General features: G+C 69.7%; 15 protein-coding genes. 8 read left to right on the top strand and 7 right to left on the bottom strand.

The features are described 5' to 3' along the window. Nucleotides 1-10 precede the first annotated feature (10 nt). The gene (locus ACFV9C_RS32165; protein ID WP_380199314.1) at nucleotides 11-1627 is read right to left on the bottom strand and encodes a hypothetical protein; all 1617 of its coding nucleotides are present in this window, start codon (nucleotides 1625-1627) and stop codon (nucleotides 11-13) included. 149 nt (nucleotides 1628-1776) lie between these two features. Between ACFV9C_RS32165 and ACFV9C_RS32160 the strand changes: the two genes are divergently transcribed. Further along, a complete protein-coding gene (locus ACFV9C_RS32160; RefSeq protein ID WP_380199313.1) occupies nucleotides 1777-3456 on the top strand; it encodes a sigma-54-dependent Fis family transcriptional regulator in 1680 nt (559 codons plus the stop codon). Here the strand turns inward: ACFV9C_RS32160 and ACFV9C_RS32155 are convergent. After that, nucleotides 3449-3682 (bottom strand): hypothetical protein, encoded by a 234-nt coding sequence (locus ACFV9C_RS32155; RefSeq protein ID WP_380199312.1) that lies wholly within the window; start codon nucleotides 3680-3682, stop codon nucleotides 3449-3451. The genes ACFV9C_RS32160 and ACFV9C_RS32155 overlap by 8 nt on opposite strands. Then, nucleotides 3655-4227, bottom strand: a complete 573-nt coding sequence (locus tag ACFV9C_RS32150) for an NADPH-dependent F420 reductase (protein ID WP_380199311.1) — start codon at nucleotides 4225-4227, stop codon at nucleotides 3655-3657. The genes ACFV9C_RS32155 and ACFV9C_RS32150 overlap by 28 nt, the downstream gene beginning before the upstream one ends. Nucleotides 4228-4308: 81 nt before the next feature. On the opposite strand from ACFV9C_RS32150, the gene ACFV9C_RS32145 reads away from it, so the two are divergent. After that, a complete protein-coding gene (locus tag ACFV9C_RS32145) occupies nucleotides 4309-4791 on the top strand; it encodes a MarR family winged helix-turn-helix transcriptional regulator (protein ID WP_380199310.1) in 483 nt (160 codons plus the stop codon). Here the strand turns inward: ACFV9C_RS32145 and ACFV9C_RS32140 are convergent. Both ACFV9C_RS32140 and ACFV9C_RS32135 read right to left on the bottom strand, forming a co-directional pair. Next, nucleotides 4769-5788, bottom strand: a complete 1020-nt coding sequence (locus ACFV9C_RS32140; protein WP_380199309.1) for an L-idonate 5-dehydrogenase — start codon at nucleotides 5786-5788, stop codon at nucleotides 4769-4771. The genes ACFV9C_RS32145 and ACFV9C_RS32140 overlap by 23 nt on opposite strands. A 20-nt stretch (nucleotides 5789-5808) precedes the next feature. Next, nucleotides 5809-6249 (bottom strand): SRPBCC family protein, encoded by a 441-nt coding sequence (locus ACFV9C_RS32135; protein ID WP_380199308.1) that lies wholly within the window; start codon nucleotides 6247-6249, stop codon nucleotides 5809-5811. An 86-nt stretch (nucleotides 6250-6335) separates the two neighbouring features. Here ACFV9C_RS32135 and ACFV9C_RS32130 point away from each other — a divergent pair, with 86 nt between their 5' ends. Together ACFV9C_RS32130 and ACFV9C_RS32125 are read left to right on the top strand one after the other, a co-directional pair. After that, a complete protein-coding gene (locus ACFV9C_RS32130) occupies nucleotides 6336-7391 on the top strand; it encodes a hypothetical protein (RefSeq protein WP_380199307.1) in 1056 nt (351 codons plus the stop codon). Nucleotides 7392-7443: 52 nt separating this feature from the next. Further along, on the top strand, nucleotides 7444-7950 hold the full coding sequence (locus tag ACFV9C_RS32125; RefSeq protein ID WP_380199306.1) for a hypothetical protein: 507 nt from the start codon (nucleotides 7444-7446) through the stop codon (nucleotides 7948-7950). Nucleotides 7951-8000: 50 nt separating this feature from the next. On the opposite strand, the gene ACFV9C_RS32120 is transcribed toward ACFV9C_RS32125, so the two are convergent. Beyond that, entirely contained in the window at nucleotides 8001-11426 is a 3426-nt protein-coding gene (locus ACFV9C_RS32120; protein ID WP_380199305.1) for an error-prone DNA polymerase, read from the bottom strand. A 90-nt stretch (nucleotides 11427-11516) separates the two neighbouring features. Between ACFV9C_RS32120 and ACFV9C_RS32115 the strand changes: the two genes are divergently transcribed. The 4 genes from ACFV9C_RS32115 to ACFV9C_RS32100 all read left to right on the top strand — a co-directional run bounded on the left by ACFV9C_RS32115 (nucleotide 11517) and on the right by ACFV9C_RS32100 (nucleotide 13746). Beyond that, nucleotides 11517-12137 carry a hypothetical protein gene (locus ACFV9C_RS32115; protein WP_380199304.1) on the top strand — a complete coding sequence of 207 codons (621 nt, stop codon included), beginning with the start codon at nucleotides 11517-11519 and terminating at the stop codon, nucleotides 12135-12137. Nucleotides 12138-12351: 214 nt separating this feature from the next. Beyond that, nucleotides 12352-13104, top strand: a complete 753-nt coding sequence (locus ACFV9C_RS32110) for a GNAT family N-acetyltransferase (protein ID WP_380199303.1) — start codon at nucleotides 12352-12354, stop codon at nucleotides 13102-13104. 2 nt (nucleotides 13105-13106) lie between these two features. Further along, nucleotides 13107-13331: a translation initiation factor IF-1 gene (infA, locus tag ACFV9C_RS32105; protein ID WP_344187311.1), complete on the top strand. Its 225-nt coding sequence runs from the start codon at nucleotides 13107-13109 to the stop codon at nucleotides 13329-13331. Between the two features lie 79 nt (nucleotides 13332-13410). Then, nucleotides 13411-13746: a hypothetical protein gene (locus ACFV9C_RS32100; protein ID WP_380199302.1), complete on the top strand. Its 336-nt coding sequence runs from the start codon at nucleotides 13411-13413 to the stop codon at nucleotides 13744-13746. Here ACFV9C_RS32100 and ACFV9C_RS32095 read toward each other — a convergent pair. Next, a complete protein-coding gene (locus tag ACFV9C_RS32095; RefSeq protein WP_380199301.1) occupies nucleotides 13743-15857 on the bottom strand; it encodes a transglycosylase domain-containing protein in 2115 nt (704 codons plus the stop codon). The two genes, ACFV9C_RS32100 and ACFV9C_RS32095, sit on opposite strands and share 4 nt — an antisense overlap. Nucleotides 15858-15865 lie beyond the last annotated feature (8 nt).

Here is a 15865-nt window from a genome sequence, read left to right as displayed (position 1 = left end):
CCGGACCACCTCAGCTCGCGCGGTACGCCGCGACGTGCGCCGCGCGCTCCGCGTCGGTCATCTCGTTCAGCAGCACGTTCGGGCTGTTGAAGGTGTTGCCGCGGACGTCGTCCAGGGTCCACATCTTCTTCGGGTCCAGGTCGAGGTGCGGCTGCCCGATCAGGGTCTTGCCGTCGTCGCGGACGTAGCCGAGGTCGGACACGATGTCGGCGAGGTCCTTGCCGTGGTGCAGCGTCTCCCACTCACGGAAGCCGGTCAGCCGGCCCATGTTCGGCGTCGGACGGCCGTCGTACTCGCTCCGGAACGCGACCGCGTCGGTCCAGTAGCAGGTCTCCGAGCAGTACGTCCGCCACTGGTCGTCGACCTTCTCGACCACCATGTCCTCGTGGATCAGCGCCGGCACCATGCAGGTCCAGCAGCGGTGCGGGTACTGGTAGCCGACGTCCTCGAACGCGATCGGCTTGTTCCGGCCCGGGTACGCGAGGCGGTTGTAGTTCTCCCACCACTTGCCGTACTTCGAGTACCAGCCCGGGTACTTGTCCTCGAACCACTCGAAGTCCTTGTCGGTCATCGCGTCGATCCGCCAGTAGTTCACCGGCCAGCCGGTGGCGAAGAACCGCGCGACCTCGTGCACGTAGCCCTTGTTCGTGATCCGGTTCCACGCCTCCTCCACCAGGTCGTGCGGAATCGTGAGCCCGTACTTCTCCAGCGGCAGCAGGTAGCTGCGGTAGTAGTCGTCGTAGATCCACCGCCGCCACATCTCCGCATAGCTCTCCCGATCCTTACGGCGGTCCTTCGTGCCGTACTCGATGAAGGTGCCGATGGCCGCGTCCACGACACAGTGGTTGTTCCACCACGCGTACCGCAGGTCGCGCTCCAGCAGCGGCCGGTTGCGCTCGTCGGCGAGCGCCATCAGCAGGATCGAGTACCCGTTGCTGATGTGCCGCGACTCGTCGGACTGCACCGAGTGGAACACGGTCGGCAGCAGGTAGTCGCCGTTCGCGGCCGCCTCGTCCGGCATCGCGACGAACAGCGTGTTGGTGAACGCGGTCTCCGCGACCACCGTGAGGTAGATGTTCGCGGCGGTGATCGCGTCACCGGTGATGAACCCCTCGCCGAACTGCCGGCCGATGGTGCCCGCGTAGTTGTTCGCGAACGCCTTCTCGGTCATGTCGAACCCGGCCGGGTCGATGTAGTTGTTCATGTACAGCCGCTTGAGGTTCATCTGGATCGTCGAGTGCCGGACCTCGTCGATCATCTGGACCGCGAGCCCGTTGTGGATCTCCGGGTTCGGTACCGCGTCGATCGCCATCGGCATCGCCCGCGCCGCGGAGATCTCCGGGAACGGGATGATGCTGAGGAACAGCTTCTGCCACTCCAGCCAGCGCTGCTGGACCTGGCGGAACATGTTGCCGCGGATCGCGCCGTCCATGGCGCCGTACACGCGGTTGTCCTTCTCCTCCTCCATCGGGAAGTACGACCGCATGATCTGCTTCAGCGGGTCCTTCTTCGGCGCCTTCTCGAACGTGTAGTCGGTGCCGAACCGGGTCGCCGGGGTCGCGAAGGTCGGCTCCCACGAGAGCTCGGTGATCTTCGCGTGGGCCTTGGTGAGACTTTGCCTGCTCATGTGCCTGCCTCCAGGGGTCGGGCTGATTGCAGGAATGAAAGCCGGACCTTCAGGGGGCTGCTGTCTCAATGTGAGATACCGGTCACACCGTTGCCGGACTACCTTGGGCGGTGTTCGCTGGGGAGATCCGTCGATCGAGGAGGTGCACGATGTCGCTTCGCGAGTCGATCCTGCAGTCCTGGCAGCGGTCGGAGGCGTCGCTGGTCGACGTCGACCAGCCCTCGCCGGCGTACATCTCCGGCATCGACGTCGACACCACGCTCACCCGGGCGGCCCGCCCGGTCATCGACGCGCTCGCCTCGGAGCTCACCAACGAGCCGGTCTGCATCATCCTGACCGATGCCAAGGGCATCGTCCTGGACCGTCGCGGCGGCGACCCGGCGCTGATCCGCCGCCTGGACGCGGTCGACCTCTCCCCCGGCTTCACGTACTCCGAGTCCGAGGTCGGCACCAACGGGATCGGTACGGCGCTCGAGGTCGGCGGCCCGATCCTCGTGCTCGGACCTGAGCACTACACCGGTGTACTGCGCGGATTCGCCTGCGCCGGCGCACCGATCACGCACCCGGTCACCGGCGGGCAGCTCGGCGTCCTGGACATCACCACCCAGGCGCGGAACTCGAACGCGGTCCTGCTGTCGTTCGCGAAACTCGCCGCCCGGCGGATCCAGGAGCGGATCATCGAGGAGGCCAACGCGCTCGACCAGGCGTTGCTGAGCGACTACTACGCGGCCTGCCGGCACACCGGCGGCTCGGTGATCGCGCTCGGCGAAGAGGTCTTCATGATCAACGCCCACGCCCAGGCGCACTTCGACTCGGCCGACCAGGCCGCGCTGATCGACCGGACCCGGGACGCCCGCGGCGGCACCCGGCCGTGCACGTTCATCGCGGACCTGCCGAGCGGGTTCACCGCGCGGCTCGCCTACCAGCCGACGTTCCTCGGCAACCGGTTGGCCGGCGGCATCGTCCAAGTCCGGGAACACCGCTCGGCGCTCCGGAGCGCCGCGGCCCGGGTGCCGACCTTGCCCGGCGTGATCGGCACCAGCGCGCTGTGGCGGCACACCACACAGGAGGTCCTCGAATCCGCCGGCCGTTCGGAGTGGATCGTCGCGGAAGGTGAGGCCGGCACGGGCAAGCTGACGTTGTTGCGGGCCGTCCACAACTACTCGCGGCCTGGCAACCGGCTGGTCATCCTCGACGCCGACGATCCCGAGGTCGTCAACGCCGCCACCACCGAGCTCGAAGCAGGTTCGGACCTCGTAGTGCGGCACGCGCATCTGCTGTCCACCGAGGACATCCACGCGCTGGTCGACGTACTCCAGACCGTCCGCGACAGCCTGTCCGACGAGCCGTGGATCGCGTTGACCGTGATCACGGGTCAGTCCGACGCGCAGGACGAGCTCGACACCCAGCTGCTGCGGTTCTTCCCGCGTACGGTCGCCGTGCCACCGTTGCGGCACCACCTCGACGACGTACAGGCGCTCGTACCGCATCTGCTCGCGCGCACCGGGGTCGCGGGCGTGACGCTTTCGCAGGCCGCGGTGAGTCAGCTGATGCGACTGCCATGGCCGGGCAACGTCACGCATCTGCGGACGGTCCTCGGTGAGGTCGCGCGGCGGCGCCGGTCCGGTGTCGTCGAGGTGGACGGGCTGCCGGCCGAGTGCCGGGCGTCGACGCGGCGGCACCTGACCCGGCTGGAGGCACTCGAGCGGGACGCGATCGTCGACGCGCTGGCCGCGCACCAGGGCGACAAGGCGGCGGCCGCGCTGGCGCTCGGGATGTCGCGCGCCACGATCTACCGGAAGATCCGCGACTACGCGATCGTCACCTGAGCCGCTCGTCCAGCACGACCTCGCAGTTGTAGTGCTGGGACGCGGTCATCTCGCCGCGGAACCAGAGCAGCGGGATGCGATCCGGGTCGCCCGGCGCGACGATCGGGCGGAGGTTGTCGACGGTCGAGTTCTCGGTCACCGGCGTCCACGTCCACGTCGCGCCGCTGTCCGGCGTACGGGCGTGGAAGATCTCGTGGGTCAGGCGAGACCGAAGCCGCCCGTCCACGGGGTCTTCTCGGCGACCGCGAGGGTGAGCTGCAGGAAGCCGACCGCCTCGAGCTCACGGGCGCGCCTCAGCGAGCCGGCGTCGACGGCGCGCAGGCCGCCGGCGGAGACGATCCCGGCCAGCAGTGCCTTGGCGTCCGCGTCGTCGCCCGCGATCAGGACCGTGGTCGGGACCTCGCCGGCCTTGCCGGTGGCAACCGTCGCTGCGAAGTTGGTGTTGAACGCCTTCAGGACCTTGGAGTCCGGGAGCTTGGCGGCCAGCTCCGCCGCCGCGGAACCGTCGGCGGGGACGGTCAGCGAGTCGAAGGTCTCGAAGTTCAGCGGGTTGCTGATGTCCACCACGACCTTGCCGGCCAGCTGGTCGGCACGCTCCGCGAGGATCTGCTCGTACGCCGGATACGGCGCCGCGAGGATCACAACCTCGCCGGTGACCACCTTGTCCTTGTCGCTGGAGTTGAACAGCTCGACCGTGTTGCCGCCCTTGGCGACGACCGCGGAGATCGCCTGGCCCATGTTTCCGGTGCCGATGATGCTGACGTGCGTCATGCTTCCCACTCCTCTTTGGTTGTAGCTTCAACCATCACGATAGCGCTTTATAGTTGTAGCTACAACCATTAGGATGGTGGCGTGAGCACACGATGGCTGGACGACGCCGAGATGACCGCCTGGCTACGCCTGGTCGGCGTGGTCGAACTGCTCCCGGGCGTCCTCGACACGCAGTTGCGCCGGGACGCCGAGCTGACCCACTACGAGTACTACGTGCTCGCGATGCTGTCCGAGGCGCCGAAGCGGACGCTGCGGATGACCGCGCTCGCGCAGCGGACGAACGCCACACTCCCCCGGCTGTCGCATGTGGTGAAGCGGCTCGAGGACCGCGGGCTGATCGAGCGGTTCCCGTGCCCGGAGGACGCCCGCGCCACCAACGCGCGGCTCACCGCGGCCGGCTGGAAGAAGATCAGGGCGACCGCTCCCGGCCATGTCGAAACGGTCCGCCAGCACGTCATCGACGCGCTCACCCCGGAGCAGATCATCCAGCTCGCCGACATCGCCGGCGCGATCCTCGAAGCCGTCGACCCCGACGGCGACCTCAGCGCGGTCTATCGGCGCTGATCTCCAGCAGGACCTTCGATGCGACGGTCCGATCGGACGCCAGGTCGAACGCCGCGACCGCGTCCGCGAGCGGGAACGTGTGCGTGACGATCGGGTCGACGTACAGCCCGTCGGCCAGCCACTCGATCGCGGTGTCGAACTCGTGGTCGAACCGGAACGCCCCGGTCAGCGTGAGCTCCTGCGTCATCAGCAACGCCCCCGGGAATCCCGTGTCACCGGGCGGCAACGATCCCACCTGTACGACGGTCCCGCCGCGACGTACCCGCTGCACACAGGTCCGCAACCCGCCCGCCGTACCGGACGCCTCGATCGCGACGTCGATCTCGTCCGGCCACTCGTCGGCGTCCGCACGGACGGTCGCGGTCGCACCGACCTCGGTCGCGAGCGCCAGCGGGGTCTCGTGCAGGTCGGTCGCGACGATCTCCCGCGCCCCTGCCCGCCGCAACGCCGCCACCACCAGCAGACCGATCGGCCCGGCCCCGGTGACCAGCACCTTCTTCCCGTCCACGGCTCCTGCACCGGCCCGCCGTACCGCGTGGATCGCCACCGACAACGGCTCCGCCAGCACGGCCCGTCGCAGCTCGAGCCCGTCCGGCAGCACCCGCACCTGGTCGGCCGGCAGGACCAGCTCGCGCACGAACCCGCCCTGGATGTGCGGCGTCCGCGCGGCACTGCCGAGATAGTTGCTGATGGCACAGATGTTCCGCCGGTCCCGCACGCACTCCGGGCACTCCCCGCACGGCGTCGCCGGATGCACCCCGACCGGCGTCCCGCCCGGGAGATCGCCCGCACTCACCCACCCGGCCACCTCGTGGCCGAGCACCAGAGGCTGCTCGATCCGGAAGTTCCCGACGCCGCCGTCGCGGTAGTAGTGCAGGTCCGTCCCGCAGATCCCGCCGTACGCGATCCGCACCGCGACCTGCCCGGCCGCCGGCTCGACAGCCTTCCGCTCCTCGACCCGCAGATCCCCAGCACCGTGCACCACACACGCGTCCACCTGGCCATCACCCCTGCACTTCATCGCGATTCGAGGACGTGCTTCAGCCTAGCCAGGTCCTTCGTGTTCGCGCGCCGCATCGCCGCCGCCATCAGCGGCGCCGCGACGCCGGCGAACCCACTCGGCTCCCCACGGTTCCGCAACGTCATCCGGGTGCTGCTCTCGCTCGCCGGCGACCACTCGTAGCTCGTCTCCATCGGGAACGGGCCTTGCGCGGTCCGCATCACCAGCCGGCGGCCGGGAACCAGCTCGACGACTTCGTACGTGTACGCGAGCCGCCGGCCGAGGAAGTGCGCGACGAAGTCCATCCGCGAACCGACGGCGATCGGCGGATCGGTCCGCCAGTTCACCGACTCGATGTTCGAGTACCACCGCGGCGCGTTGGACGGATCCCCGGCGTACCCGGCCACCACCTCGACCGGACACTCGATCACCGTCTCGGTCAGTACGTCGACTGCCATGCCGCCGACTCTACGGCCGCGCACCGAGCTATTTACAGCCCGTGGCCGGGCGGCGATCCTCGGTCTCAGGGGATGGGGGTGGACTGATGTCCGGGGATCAGGAACAGCAGACGAACCCGCGCCCGTGGTGGCGCTTCTGGCAGAGCCGTTCGGGCGGCGGTGCGTCGGCGGGCTCGAGGGTCTCGGCCGTGTACGCCGTGGAGGTGACGGCGATCGCGGGCGGCCTGGTCGCGACCATCGTGTACGCCGCGGCCGGGTCGAAGGCGAGCTTGCCCGTCGTGTCCGCGTCGGTGATGATCGCGGTCGCCGCGCTGGGCAGCGGTGTCCTCGTCGGCATCCTGTTCGGCGTACCGCGGACCACCACCGGCAACGACCGCCCGGCCGGCGGGGACGCCGCCATACCGGCGACCGGTGCCGTCGGCGCGAACACCAATCTCGAGCAGATCTCGGACTGGCTGACGAAGATCCTCGTCGGCGTCGGACTCACGCAGTTCGTGGCGATCAAACGCGAGGCAGGCCAACTCTTCCACGCGTTGGCCCCCGCGCTGGGCAACGGCAACGGCCGGGAGTCCTTCGCCGGCAGCGTGGTGATCTACTTCTTCGTCGTCGGCTTCCTGAGCGGCTGGCTGTACGCACGACTCCGCCTCGGCCTGTTGATGAGCAACACCGACGCCCTGCTCGAACTCGCCCGCCGCGCGGACCGAGCGGGCGACACCGAAACCGCACAAACCGCCCGCGAACGAGCCAACAACCAACTGGCCCTCGCTACCGACGCCTCGCCCGGCCGCCAGGCCCGGCGACTCACCGACGCTCAAGCCTTCGCTGCGCCCGACGTCGCCCAACTGTTCAACGAAGGCACCCCCGCCAGCCGCATGGCCGCGCTGGCGCTGATGGAGACCGACCTTCAGCTGGCCGACTTCCCGTCGGTCCTGAACGCGATCCAGAGCCCGCGCTCGACCTCCGAGCAGTACCACGCACTGACGGTCGCGAACCTGATGGCAGCAGCTCTCGCCCCGGACGACAAGACCCGGCTGCATCAGGCGCTGGAGTCCGACGACGTCCGCAGCCAGTGGGAAGGCGACACCAGCCGCGCCGATCTCGCCGCCACCATCCTCACCACTCTCGCGTCCGCAACCGGCTGACGATGTATCGCGGCGCTCGCTGACGACTCCGACCCAGTAGGGGGGAGTTGTCATGAGCAACACAGTTCGACCGGGACGCCGGCGGTCCGTACGCCGGACGATCGCCGGAATCAACGTCGCCGAAGCCGTCATCGCGCTGCCGTTCCTGATCGCGTCGTACGGCCTGGCAGAACGGCTCGTCGCCGCGCAGGAACTCGCCGGACCGCACCGGGTCGCGAGCCGGTCGGTCGCGCATGTCGCGATCACCCTGAACATGAGCCTGCTGATCGTCGGCGCCGCCGCCGGGATGGTCGGCAGCGTGATCCACCAGAGCATGACGTTCGCACGCAGCAGTACGCCGGGCCACCAGGCGAGCTGGTACGTGATGCGCCCGCTGTGGTCGGCGCTGCTCGGCTCGGTCTCGGTGATCGCGGTGAACACCGGCCTGCTGAGCATCGGCGACGAAACCACCTCCAGCGCGGCAGTCGCCGTACTGGTCCTCACCGGCTGCCTGGCAGGCCTGTTCACCGACCAGTTCCTCGCCCGCCTACGCCGAATGCTCCGCCCCCGCCCAACGTGATCGGGGTGGTGGTGCGCCCCACACCTCCCTCGTTGGACGAGCGTGCCGAGCTACCTGAAGTCGCGGGACTTGGTGCGGGCGGCCAGGGGAAGGCGTTGGAGGTGTTCGGCGGAGAGGTTGGTTACTTCGCCGGCGCGTTCGACCCGGCCGCGGATGATCAGGGCGGCGGCGTTGCGGGCGACGGCGGCGTGGTGGTGCCAGCAGCCGACGGTGATGACGATGTTCGCCATGCCGGTCTCGTCCTCGAGGTTCATGAACGTGACGCCGGACGCGGTCGCGGGGCGCTGGCGGTGGGTGACGACGCCCGCGACCCGGACGCGGGCGCCGTTCGGGGCCTCGCGGAGCTGGGCGGCGGACAGGATGCCTTCGGCGCGGAGCCGTTCGCGGACCCGTTCCATCGGGTGGCTGGTGGTGGTGATCGCGGTCGACCACAGGTCCGCCATGTCCGCCTCGACGTCGCTCATCCCGGGCAGGGTCGGCGGCGGACCGGCCGCGCTGATCCCGGCCAGCCGGCCCGGGCGTTCCTCGGCGGCGCGGCCCGCTTCCCAGAGCGCCTGCCGCCGGTCCAGCCCGAAGCAGTCGAACGCCCCGGCGGTGGCCAGCGCCTCGACCTGCGCCGCGGTGATCCCGGTCCGCCGGACCAGGTCGGCCATCTCGGCGTACGGCCCGCCGCGGTCGCGTTCCTCGACGATCAGCTTCGCCCCCTTCTCCCCCACCGTGCGCACCTCGGCCAGCCCGAGCCGCACCGCGAACGCCCCGTCCCGCCGGTGCACGGTGGTGTCGAACGGCGCCTTCGGTTCGAACGGCCCGACCGGCGGCTGCGGATCCGCCAGGCACTCGTCGAGCCCGGTCGGCCCGGTCAGCTGCTGCCCGTCGACGAGCAGCTCGAGCCCGGCGTCGACACCGGACAGCTGCAGGTGCGGACGCCGTACCTCGACACCGTGCCGGCGGGCGTCCGCGACCAGGGACTGCGGCGAGTAGAACCCCATCGGCTGCGCCCGGAGCAGTGCGGCGAGGAACGCGGCCGGGTAGTGCAGCCGCAGCCAGGTGCTGGAGTACACCAGCAGCGCGAAGCTGATCGAGTGCGACTCGGCGAACCCGAAGTTCGCGAACGCCTCGATCTTGGCGTAGATCTCGTCGGCCAGCTCGCCGGTGATCCCGTTGCCCGCCATCCCGGCGTACAGCTTGTCCTTCAGTGACGAGATCCGTTCGATGCCGCGTTTCGAGCCCATCGCGCGGCGCAGCAGGTCGGCCTCGTCGCCGTCGATCTCGCCGACCGCCATCGCCATCTGCATCAGCTGCTCCTGGAACAGCGGCACGCCCATGGTCCGCCGCAGCACCGGCTCCAGCTTCGGGTGCAGGTAGGTGACCGGCTCCTCCCCGGTCCGGCGGCGGATGTACGGATGCACGGCGCCGCCCTGGATCGGGCCGGGGCGGATCAGCGCGATCTCGGTGACCAGGTCGTAGAACCGGCGCGGTTTCAGCCGCGGCAGCGTCGCCATCTGTGCCCGGGACTCGACCTGGAACACGCCCACCGAGTCCGCCCGGCAGAGCTGGTCGTAGACGCCGGCCTCCTCGCGCGGGATCGTGTGCAGCTCCCAGTCCTCGCCGAGCTGCTCGCGGACCATGTCCAGGCAGTACTGCAGCGCGGCCAGCATGCCGAGCCCGAGCAGGTCGAACTTCACCAGCCCCATCCACGCGCAGTCGTCCTTGTCCCACTGCAGGACCGTGCGGTTCTCCATCCGGGCGTGCTCGATCGGCACCACCTCGCCGACCGGCCGCTCGGTCAGCACCATCCCGCCGGAGTGGATGCCCAGGTGCCGCGGGAACTTCAGCAGCTCACTCGCCATCGCGACCACCTGCGGCGGGATGTCGTGCTCGGTCGAGGTGATCTCGGGGCTCCAGCCGTCCACCTGTTTGGACCAGGCGTCCTGCTGACCGACGGAGTACCCGAGGGCCTTCGCCATGTCCCGGACGGCGGACTTCGGGCGGTACGAGATCACGTTCGCCACCTGGGCCGCGTTGTGCCGGCCGTACTTGGTGTAGACGTGCTGGATCACCTCCTCGCGGCGCCCGGAGTCGAAGTCGACGTCGATGTCCGGCTCCTCGGCGCGCGTCGTCGCCAGGAACCGCTCGAACGGCAGGTTGTAGAGGATGCTGTCCACCGCGGTGATCCCGAGCGCGTAGCAGACCGCGGAGTTCGCCGCGGATCCCCTGCCCTGGCAGAGGATCCCGTTGTCCCGGGCGAACCGGACGATGTCCTCGACGATCAGGAAGTACCCCGGGAACTCCTTCTCCGCGATCACGGCCAGCTCCCGGTCCAGCCGCTCGTACGCGTCCGGCCGCTGCGCGGGCGTCCCGTACCGCCGGGCGGCGCCGTCGAGCGTCAGCTTCCGCAGCCACGACATCGGCGTCTCGCCCTCCGGTACGTCGCGCAGCGGCAGCTTCGGCTTCGCCCGCGCCAGGTCGAACGCGAGCTGGTCCGCGAGCGTCACGGTCCGCGCCACCGCCCCGTCGTACCGCCGGAACCGGGTGGTCAGCTCCGCGCCGGACCGCACGAACGCCATCCCGCTCGACGGCAGCCAGCCGTCCATCGCGTCCAGGTCGCGCCGGGCCCGGACGGCGGCCAGCGCGGACGCCAGCCGGTACTGCGCCGGGGTCGCGTAGTGAACGTTGTTCGTGGCAACTACCGGGAGGCCGTGGTCGGCGGCCAGCCCGGCGAGGATCCGGTTCCGGGTGGTGTCGGCGGGCAGGTGGTGGTCGATCAGCTCGACGACCACCCGGTCCTTGCCGAACAGCGCGGTCAGCCGGTCCAGCTCGCGGCCGGCCGCGGCCGGACCGTCGGCCCGCCCGCCGAGCTCGAGCGCCTGCCGGACCAGCCCCTTCCGGCAGCCGGTAAGGATCACCCAGTGGTCACGCCCTTCGGCGGCCAGCCGTTCCAGCGAGTAGACCGGCTTGCCCTTCTCCCCGCCCTTCAACTGCGCCTCGGTGATCTCCCCGGCGAGTTTGTGGTACCCCTCCTGCCCCTCGGCCAGCACCAGCAGGTGACTGCCCTCCGGGTCGGCCACCCCGTTCTGCGGTCCGGTCAGCCCGAGGGACAGCTCCGCCCCGAACACGGTGGGCAACGAGTACGCCGCGGCGGCCTCGGCGAACCGCGCCGCGCCGTAGAACCCGTCGTGATCGGTCAACGCCAGCGCATGCAGCCCCTGCTTGACCCCCGCCTCGACCAGGTCCTCCGGCTGCGAGGCCCCGTCCAGGAAGGAGAAGTTCGAATGCACATGCAGCTCCGCATACGGCACCGCATGCTCCGGCCGCCGCACCGGCTCCGGCACATACGGCCCCCGGTGCTGCGACCACGCCGGACTGTCCCCACCGTCAGCCGTCACCGGCCGCCCACCATGACTCCCCGGCCGCGAGCGATCCGACAACTTCCGCTCCAACTCCGACCACTTGATGGGAGGATTGTTGTACCCCATCGCCGCTCGCCTCCCGTCTCCGGATATTAGAACATATGTTCCCTTGAACTGCGAACCCGCTCCGGGGGCGCGTAGGGCAGACTGGGGCCGGTGAGCATGTTCAAGCGACGGCGCCGGCCGCCGGCCGGGCTGGCGGCCGAGGCGGCCCGGAATCCGGGCGGGTGGGTCTACGAGATCGACGGGGAGTGGGTCGACGATCCGGACGGTTACGTACCGCCCGAGGCGATTCGTGGGGGCTGGCGGGTCGACGACGCGGGAGAGCTCACCGGTGAGTTCGTTGCGAACAAGCGGCACGGGCGCCCCCGGAACGACTTCGAGTTGCTCACCAAGCCCGATCATTGGCTCGACTGGCTGGGAGATCGGCCTGCGCGAGCGGTGCGCGACCGGATCGAGGAGTTGCTCGCGGAGCAGGTCGACGGGGCCAAGGTCGAGTGGTTGAAGGTCACCAAGGAGCCGACGTTCGTCACGGGCGGCAAGCCGCTGGCCGATGATCCGGGCAAGGCGCAGGTGGTACGGACCGGCCTTGCCCTGGAGTTCGCGCTGTCGGTGGTGCGGCCGGACGGGCGGCGGGACGTCCTGACGGGGGTGTTCAGCCTGGCCGTGGCCAGGATGGACGAGCCGGAGGCGCAGGAGCAGTCCTGGCTCGATCTGGGCGAGACCATCGATCACGCCGGACCACTCCTGGAGGAGCGACTGCTCTCCCTCGGCTGAGGTCCGGCCGTTGTCCCGGTGGCGCCTGAAAACCGGTTGACCGGTGGCGTGGCGACGCTGGTACCGTTCGGGCGTCCGTGACATTGCACCTGGAGGTGATGCCCGCATGAACGTCGTAGCGCTGTGGGTGCTCATCCCTCTCGTGGTCACGGGCGGGCGATTGACGTAGGTGTCGTCGGGAGCGCCCTGAGAAGCTCCCGAAGGGACAACACCTATGAACACTTCACCTTCCCGTCCGGGTCTCCGGGCGGTGACCGTCTCGCAGGTCGCGGGCAACCAATGGCATGCGGTGCGGAACGATCGGACCATCGGCCGCGGGTACGCGTCGCGGCGGCTCGACGGCCGGACCTTCCTCAGTATCGACACCTGGCAGGACGCGGTCTTCGACCAGCTCGCCGCCGTCATGCTGGCCAACCAGCCGGAACCGGTGTACACGGTGGTGGACGAGGCCGACCGTGAGCTCGCGGCCGGCTGGCAGCGCGCGGGATTCGCGATCTGGCGGCGCGAGTCCGAGTACGTCGTCCCCGGCCGGCTCCCGGCGGCCGTGCCCGGCGGCGTGGCGATCGCCGCCGCCGACGAGGCGCCGTTGCGGGAGCTGGACCGGGCGATCCGCGCCGAGGTCGAGGCCGGTCCCGGCTGGCACACGATGCCGGCGGAAGTCCTGCCCTGGCAGGGCGGAACGCGTCCGCTCGACCCGGCGAGGTACACCGTGGCGATCCGCGGCGGCCGGTACGTCGGGATGATCCGGCTGGCGACGCACACCCGGCGCCCACGGATCGGGCTGGTCGCGGTCCTGGCCGCCGAACGCCGGCACGGCATCGCCCGGGCCCTCCTCGGCCACGCCCTCCGCGACACCGCGGAAGCCACCGCGGAGGTCGACGAGACCAACACGGCCGCGACGGCGTTGTTCGACGACATCGGCCGGCGCACCGGCCGGAGTCTCGAGCTGATCAGCGGGAGGGCCTGACCATGCCCAGAGCAGCAGGCGGCATCGAGGTCGAGGGCACCGTCGTCGAGTGCCTCCGGAACGCGACCTTCCGGGTCGAGCTCGGTAACGGCCACAAGGTGCTCGCGCACATCAGTGGCAAGATCCGGAAGAACTACATCAAGATCGTCCTCGAGGACCGCGTCCTGGTGGAACTCAGCCCCTACGACCTGGATCGGGGCCGGATCATCTTCCGCTACCGGAACTGAGGAACTGTCACCCATCACACACACCTCCTGTCCCGATCAAGACTAGAACATGTGTTCGATCAGGCGTTAATCTGAAAACATGCTTGGTCGGTTCACGGTTCGCCCGTCCGACGACGGATCCAACAGGTTCGGCGTCTGGGACGGTGCGGTCAACGGGTGGCGTGCAACAGGAATCGACGACGAGGCGCAGGCGCACGAAGTCGCCTTCGACCTCGACGTCCAGTACGACGCACACGGCCCCCGGGCCGCGGACGCCGTACGGCGGATCGACCCCAGCCAGCCGGTGGAGCGGGCCACCTGGTCCACCGGCGAGCTGGAGGTCTGGATCCGGCACAACGGCGAATGGCTCGGCAAGTTCCGGGACAAGAACGGCGAGCTCGCCTGGGTCCCCGGCAAGGACCTCCGCCCGCTCTAGCCGCCCGGTTTGGGCTTCGGGTTCTGCTTGTCCGGCGGCGTCTTCGGCGGGTTCGGGTTGCCGATCATCTTCTTCGGCGGGGCGACGAAGCGTTCGACCGGCAGGCCGCGGACCGCGCCCTGCATGGCGGACTCCCAGAGCGGGCCGGCGGTGCCGGAGCCGGTCGGGTCGTGGATGCGGTCGCCGTTCAGGGTCTGGTTCATCAGGTTCTTGTACGGCGGGCTCGCGTCGGCGACGACCGCGGCGGCGGCCAGGTTCGGCGTGTACCCGGAGAACCAGACGGCCAGGTTCTGCTGGATCGTCCCGGTCTTCCCGCCCATGTCGCGGGTGCCGAACCGCAGGTGGCCGCCGGTCCCGCCCGGCATCATCACCTGGCTCAGCACCCGGTTCACGCCGTCGGCGACCTGCTTCGACAGCACCTGCTTGCAGTCGAACCCGGGCCCCGGCACCGGCCGCCCGGCCTTGTCCCGCACCGACGTGACCACCAGCGGCTTGCAGTACATCCCGCGGGCCGCGAACGTCGCGTACGCGTTCGACAGCATCAGCGGGGTCACGTACCCGACGCCCAGCGTCATCGACACGACCTGCTCGAGCGGCTCGCCGGTCTGGGCGTTGTACATCCCGAGCTTGCCCGCGACCTTCCCGATCGCGCACAGCCCGGTCCGCTCGGACAGTTGCAGGAAGTACGTGTTGGTCGAGAACCGGGCCGCCTCGACCATGGTCAGGTCGCCGCTGTGCGTCGAGTTGTGCGGCTGGTACGTCGGGTCGCGGGTCCAGCCCGTGCAGGTCCGGAACTTCTTGTTCCGCAGGTCGATCTGCTGCGGCGAGTTGATCCGGTAGTCCATCGGGATGCCCTTGGCCAGCGCGGCCGCGATCGTGAACGCCTTCATCGTCGAGCCGTTCTGGAACCCGCCGTACCCGCCGGCGTACGACTTCTCGACGTTGTAGTTGTAGTTCGTCTGGTGCCGCCCGTTGCCGTACGGCTTGCTCTGCACCATCGCCTTCACCAGCCCGGTGCCCGGCTGGACGATCGTGATCGCGGCGATCGAGGAGTCGGTGGCCTGGCTGTGCCGGTCGATGGACGCCTGCGCGGCGGCCTGGATCGCCGGGTCGATCGAGGTCCGGATCAGCAGCCCACCGGTCTTCAGGTAGTGGTCGCGGTCCTTCACGGTCGTACCGAGCGCCGGGTTGGCGAGCAGCTTGGAGACCACGTAGTCGCAGTAGAACGGGTACCGCGAGTTCGCGCAGCCGTTCGGTACCGGCTCGACCAGCGAGAGGTCGATCGGCGTCCGCAGCGCCTGGTTCGCCTGCCCGACGGTGATCACGCCGAGCTCGAGCATCCGTTTGATCACCACGTCCCGGCGGGCCCGGGCGCGGGCCGGGTTGTTGGCCGGGTTGTACCCGGTCGGGTTCTTCACGATGCCGGCCAGGAGCGCGGCCTGCGGCAGCGTGAGCTTGTCGGCCGTGGTCCGGAAGTAGTGCTGCGCGGCGGTCTGGACGCCGTACGTGCCGGCGCCGAAGTTCGCCAGGTTCAGGTACTTCTCCAGGATCTCGTCCTTGGAGTACTCGCTCTCGACCGCGATCGCGTACCGCAGCTCGGTGATCTTGCGCTCGTACGACACCTCGGTCGCCTTGGCCCGCGCGGTCGCGGTCTTCGCCTTCTCGACCAGGCTCATCTTGACGAACTGCTGGGTGATGCTGGACCCGCCCTGCTGCACCTCGCCGCCGGTCTGGTTGCGGACCATCGCCCGCAGCGTGCCCTTCAGGTCCAGCGCGCCGTGCTCGTAGAACCGGGAGTCCTCGATCGCGACCATCGCCTTGCGCATGATCGGCGCGACCGCGCTCAGCCGGACCGGTACCCGGTTCTGCTCGTAGAGCGTGGCGATCAGCGTGCCGTCCGCGGCCAGGATCCGGCTGCGGACGGCGGGCGCGTCAGTCTCGAACTCCCTGGGCAGGCTCTGGACCGTGGCCGCGACCTGGGCCGATCCCTGCCCGGCGAAGCCCGCGAACGGGATCGCCAGCCCGGCCGCGAGCGCACCCGACAGCGCGCTCACGCCGATGAACATGATCACCGACCGAGCCCAGTTGCGACCGCCCCTCTCGGCACGCATTACTCCAG

This window comes from Kribbella sp. NPDC059898 (assembly GCF_042730855.1).
Taxonomy (GTDB): domain Bacteria; phylum Actinomycetota; class Actinomycetes; order Propionibacteriales; family Kribbellaceae; genus Kribbella.
Note: the sequence above shows the minus strand (reverse complement) of the source record. Positions and strands in the feature narration are given on the sequence as shown.

What these genes read in the sequence shown, in the direction of transcription:
- ACFV9C_RS32095 (WP_380199301.1), bottom strand. Translation starts at nt 15,857, where the DNA reads ATGCGTGCCGAGAGGGGCGGTCGCAACTGGGCTCGGTCGGTGATCATG.
- ACFV9C_RS32165 (WP_380199314.1), bottom strand. Translation starts at nt 1,627, where the DNA reads ATGAGCAGGCAAAGTCTCACCAAGGCCCACGCGAAGATCACCGAGCTC.
- ACFV9C_RS32110 (WP_380199303.1), top strand. Translation starts at nt 12,352, where the DNA reads ATGAACACTTCACCTTCCCGTCCGGGTCTCCGGGCGGTGACCGTCTCG.
- ACFV9C_RS32125 (WP_380199306.1), top strand. Translation starts at nt 7,444, where the DNA reads ATGAGCAACACAGTTCGACCGGGACGCCGGCGGTCCGTACGCCGGACG.
- ACFV9C_RS32100 (WP_380199302.1), top strand. Translation starts at nt 13,411, where the DNA reads ATGCTTGGTCGGTTCACGGTTCGCCCGTCCGACGACGGATCCAACAGG.
- ACFV9C_RS32160 (WP_380199313.1), top strand. Translation starts at nt 1,777, where the DNA reads ATGTCGCTTCGCGAGTCGATCCTGCAGTCCTGGCAGCGGTCGGAGGCG.
- ACFV9C_RS32135 (WP_380199308.1), bottom strand. Translation starts at nt 6,249, where the DNA reads ATGGCAGTCGACGTACTGACCGAGACGGTGATCGAGTGTCCGGTCGAG.
- ACFV9C_RS32150 (WP_380199311.1), bottom strand. Translation starts at nt 4,227, where the DNA reads ATGACGCACGTCAGCATCATCGGCACCGGAAACATGGGCCAGGCGATC.
- infA (WP_344187311.1), top strand. Translation starts at nt 13,107, where the DNA reads ATGCCCAGAGCAGCAGGCGGCATCGAGGTCGAGGGCACCGTCGTCGAG.
- ACFV9C_RS32130 (WP_380199307.1), top strand. Translation starts at nt 6,336, where the DNA reads ATGTCCGGGGATCAGGAACAGCAGACGAACCCGCGCCCGTGGTGGCGC.
- ACFV9C_RS32120 (WP_380199305.1), bottom strand. Translation starts at nt 11,426, where the DNA reads ATGGGGTACAACAATCCTCCCATCAAGTGGTCGGAGTTGGAGCGGAAG.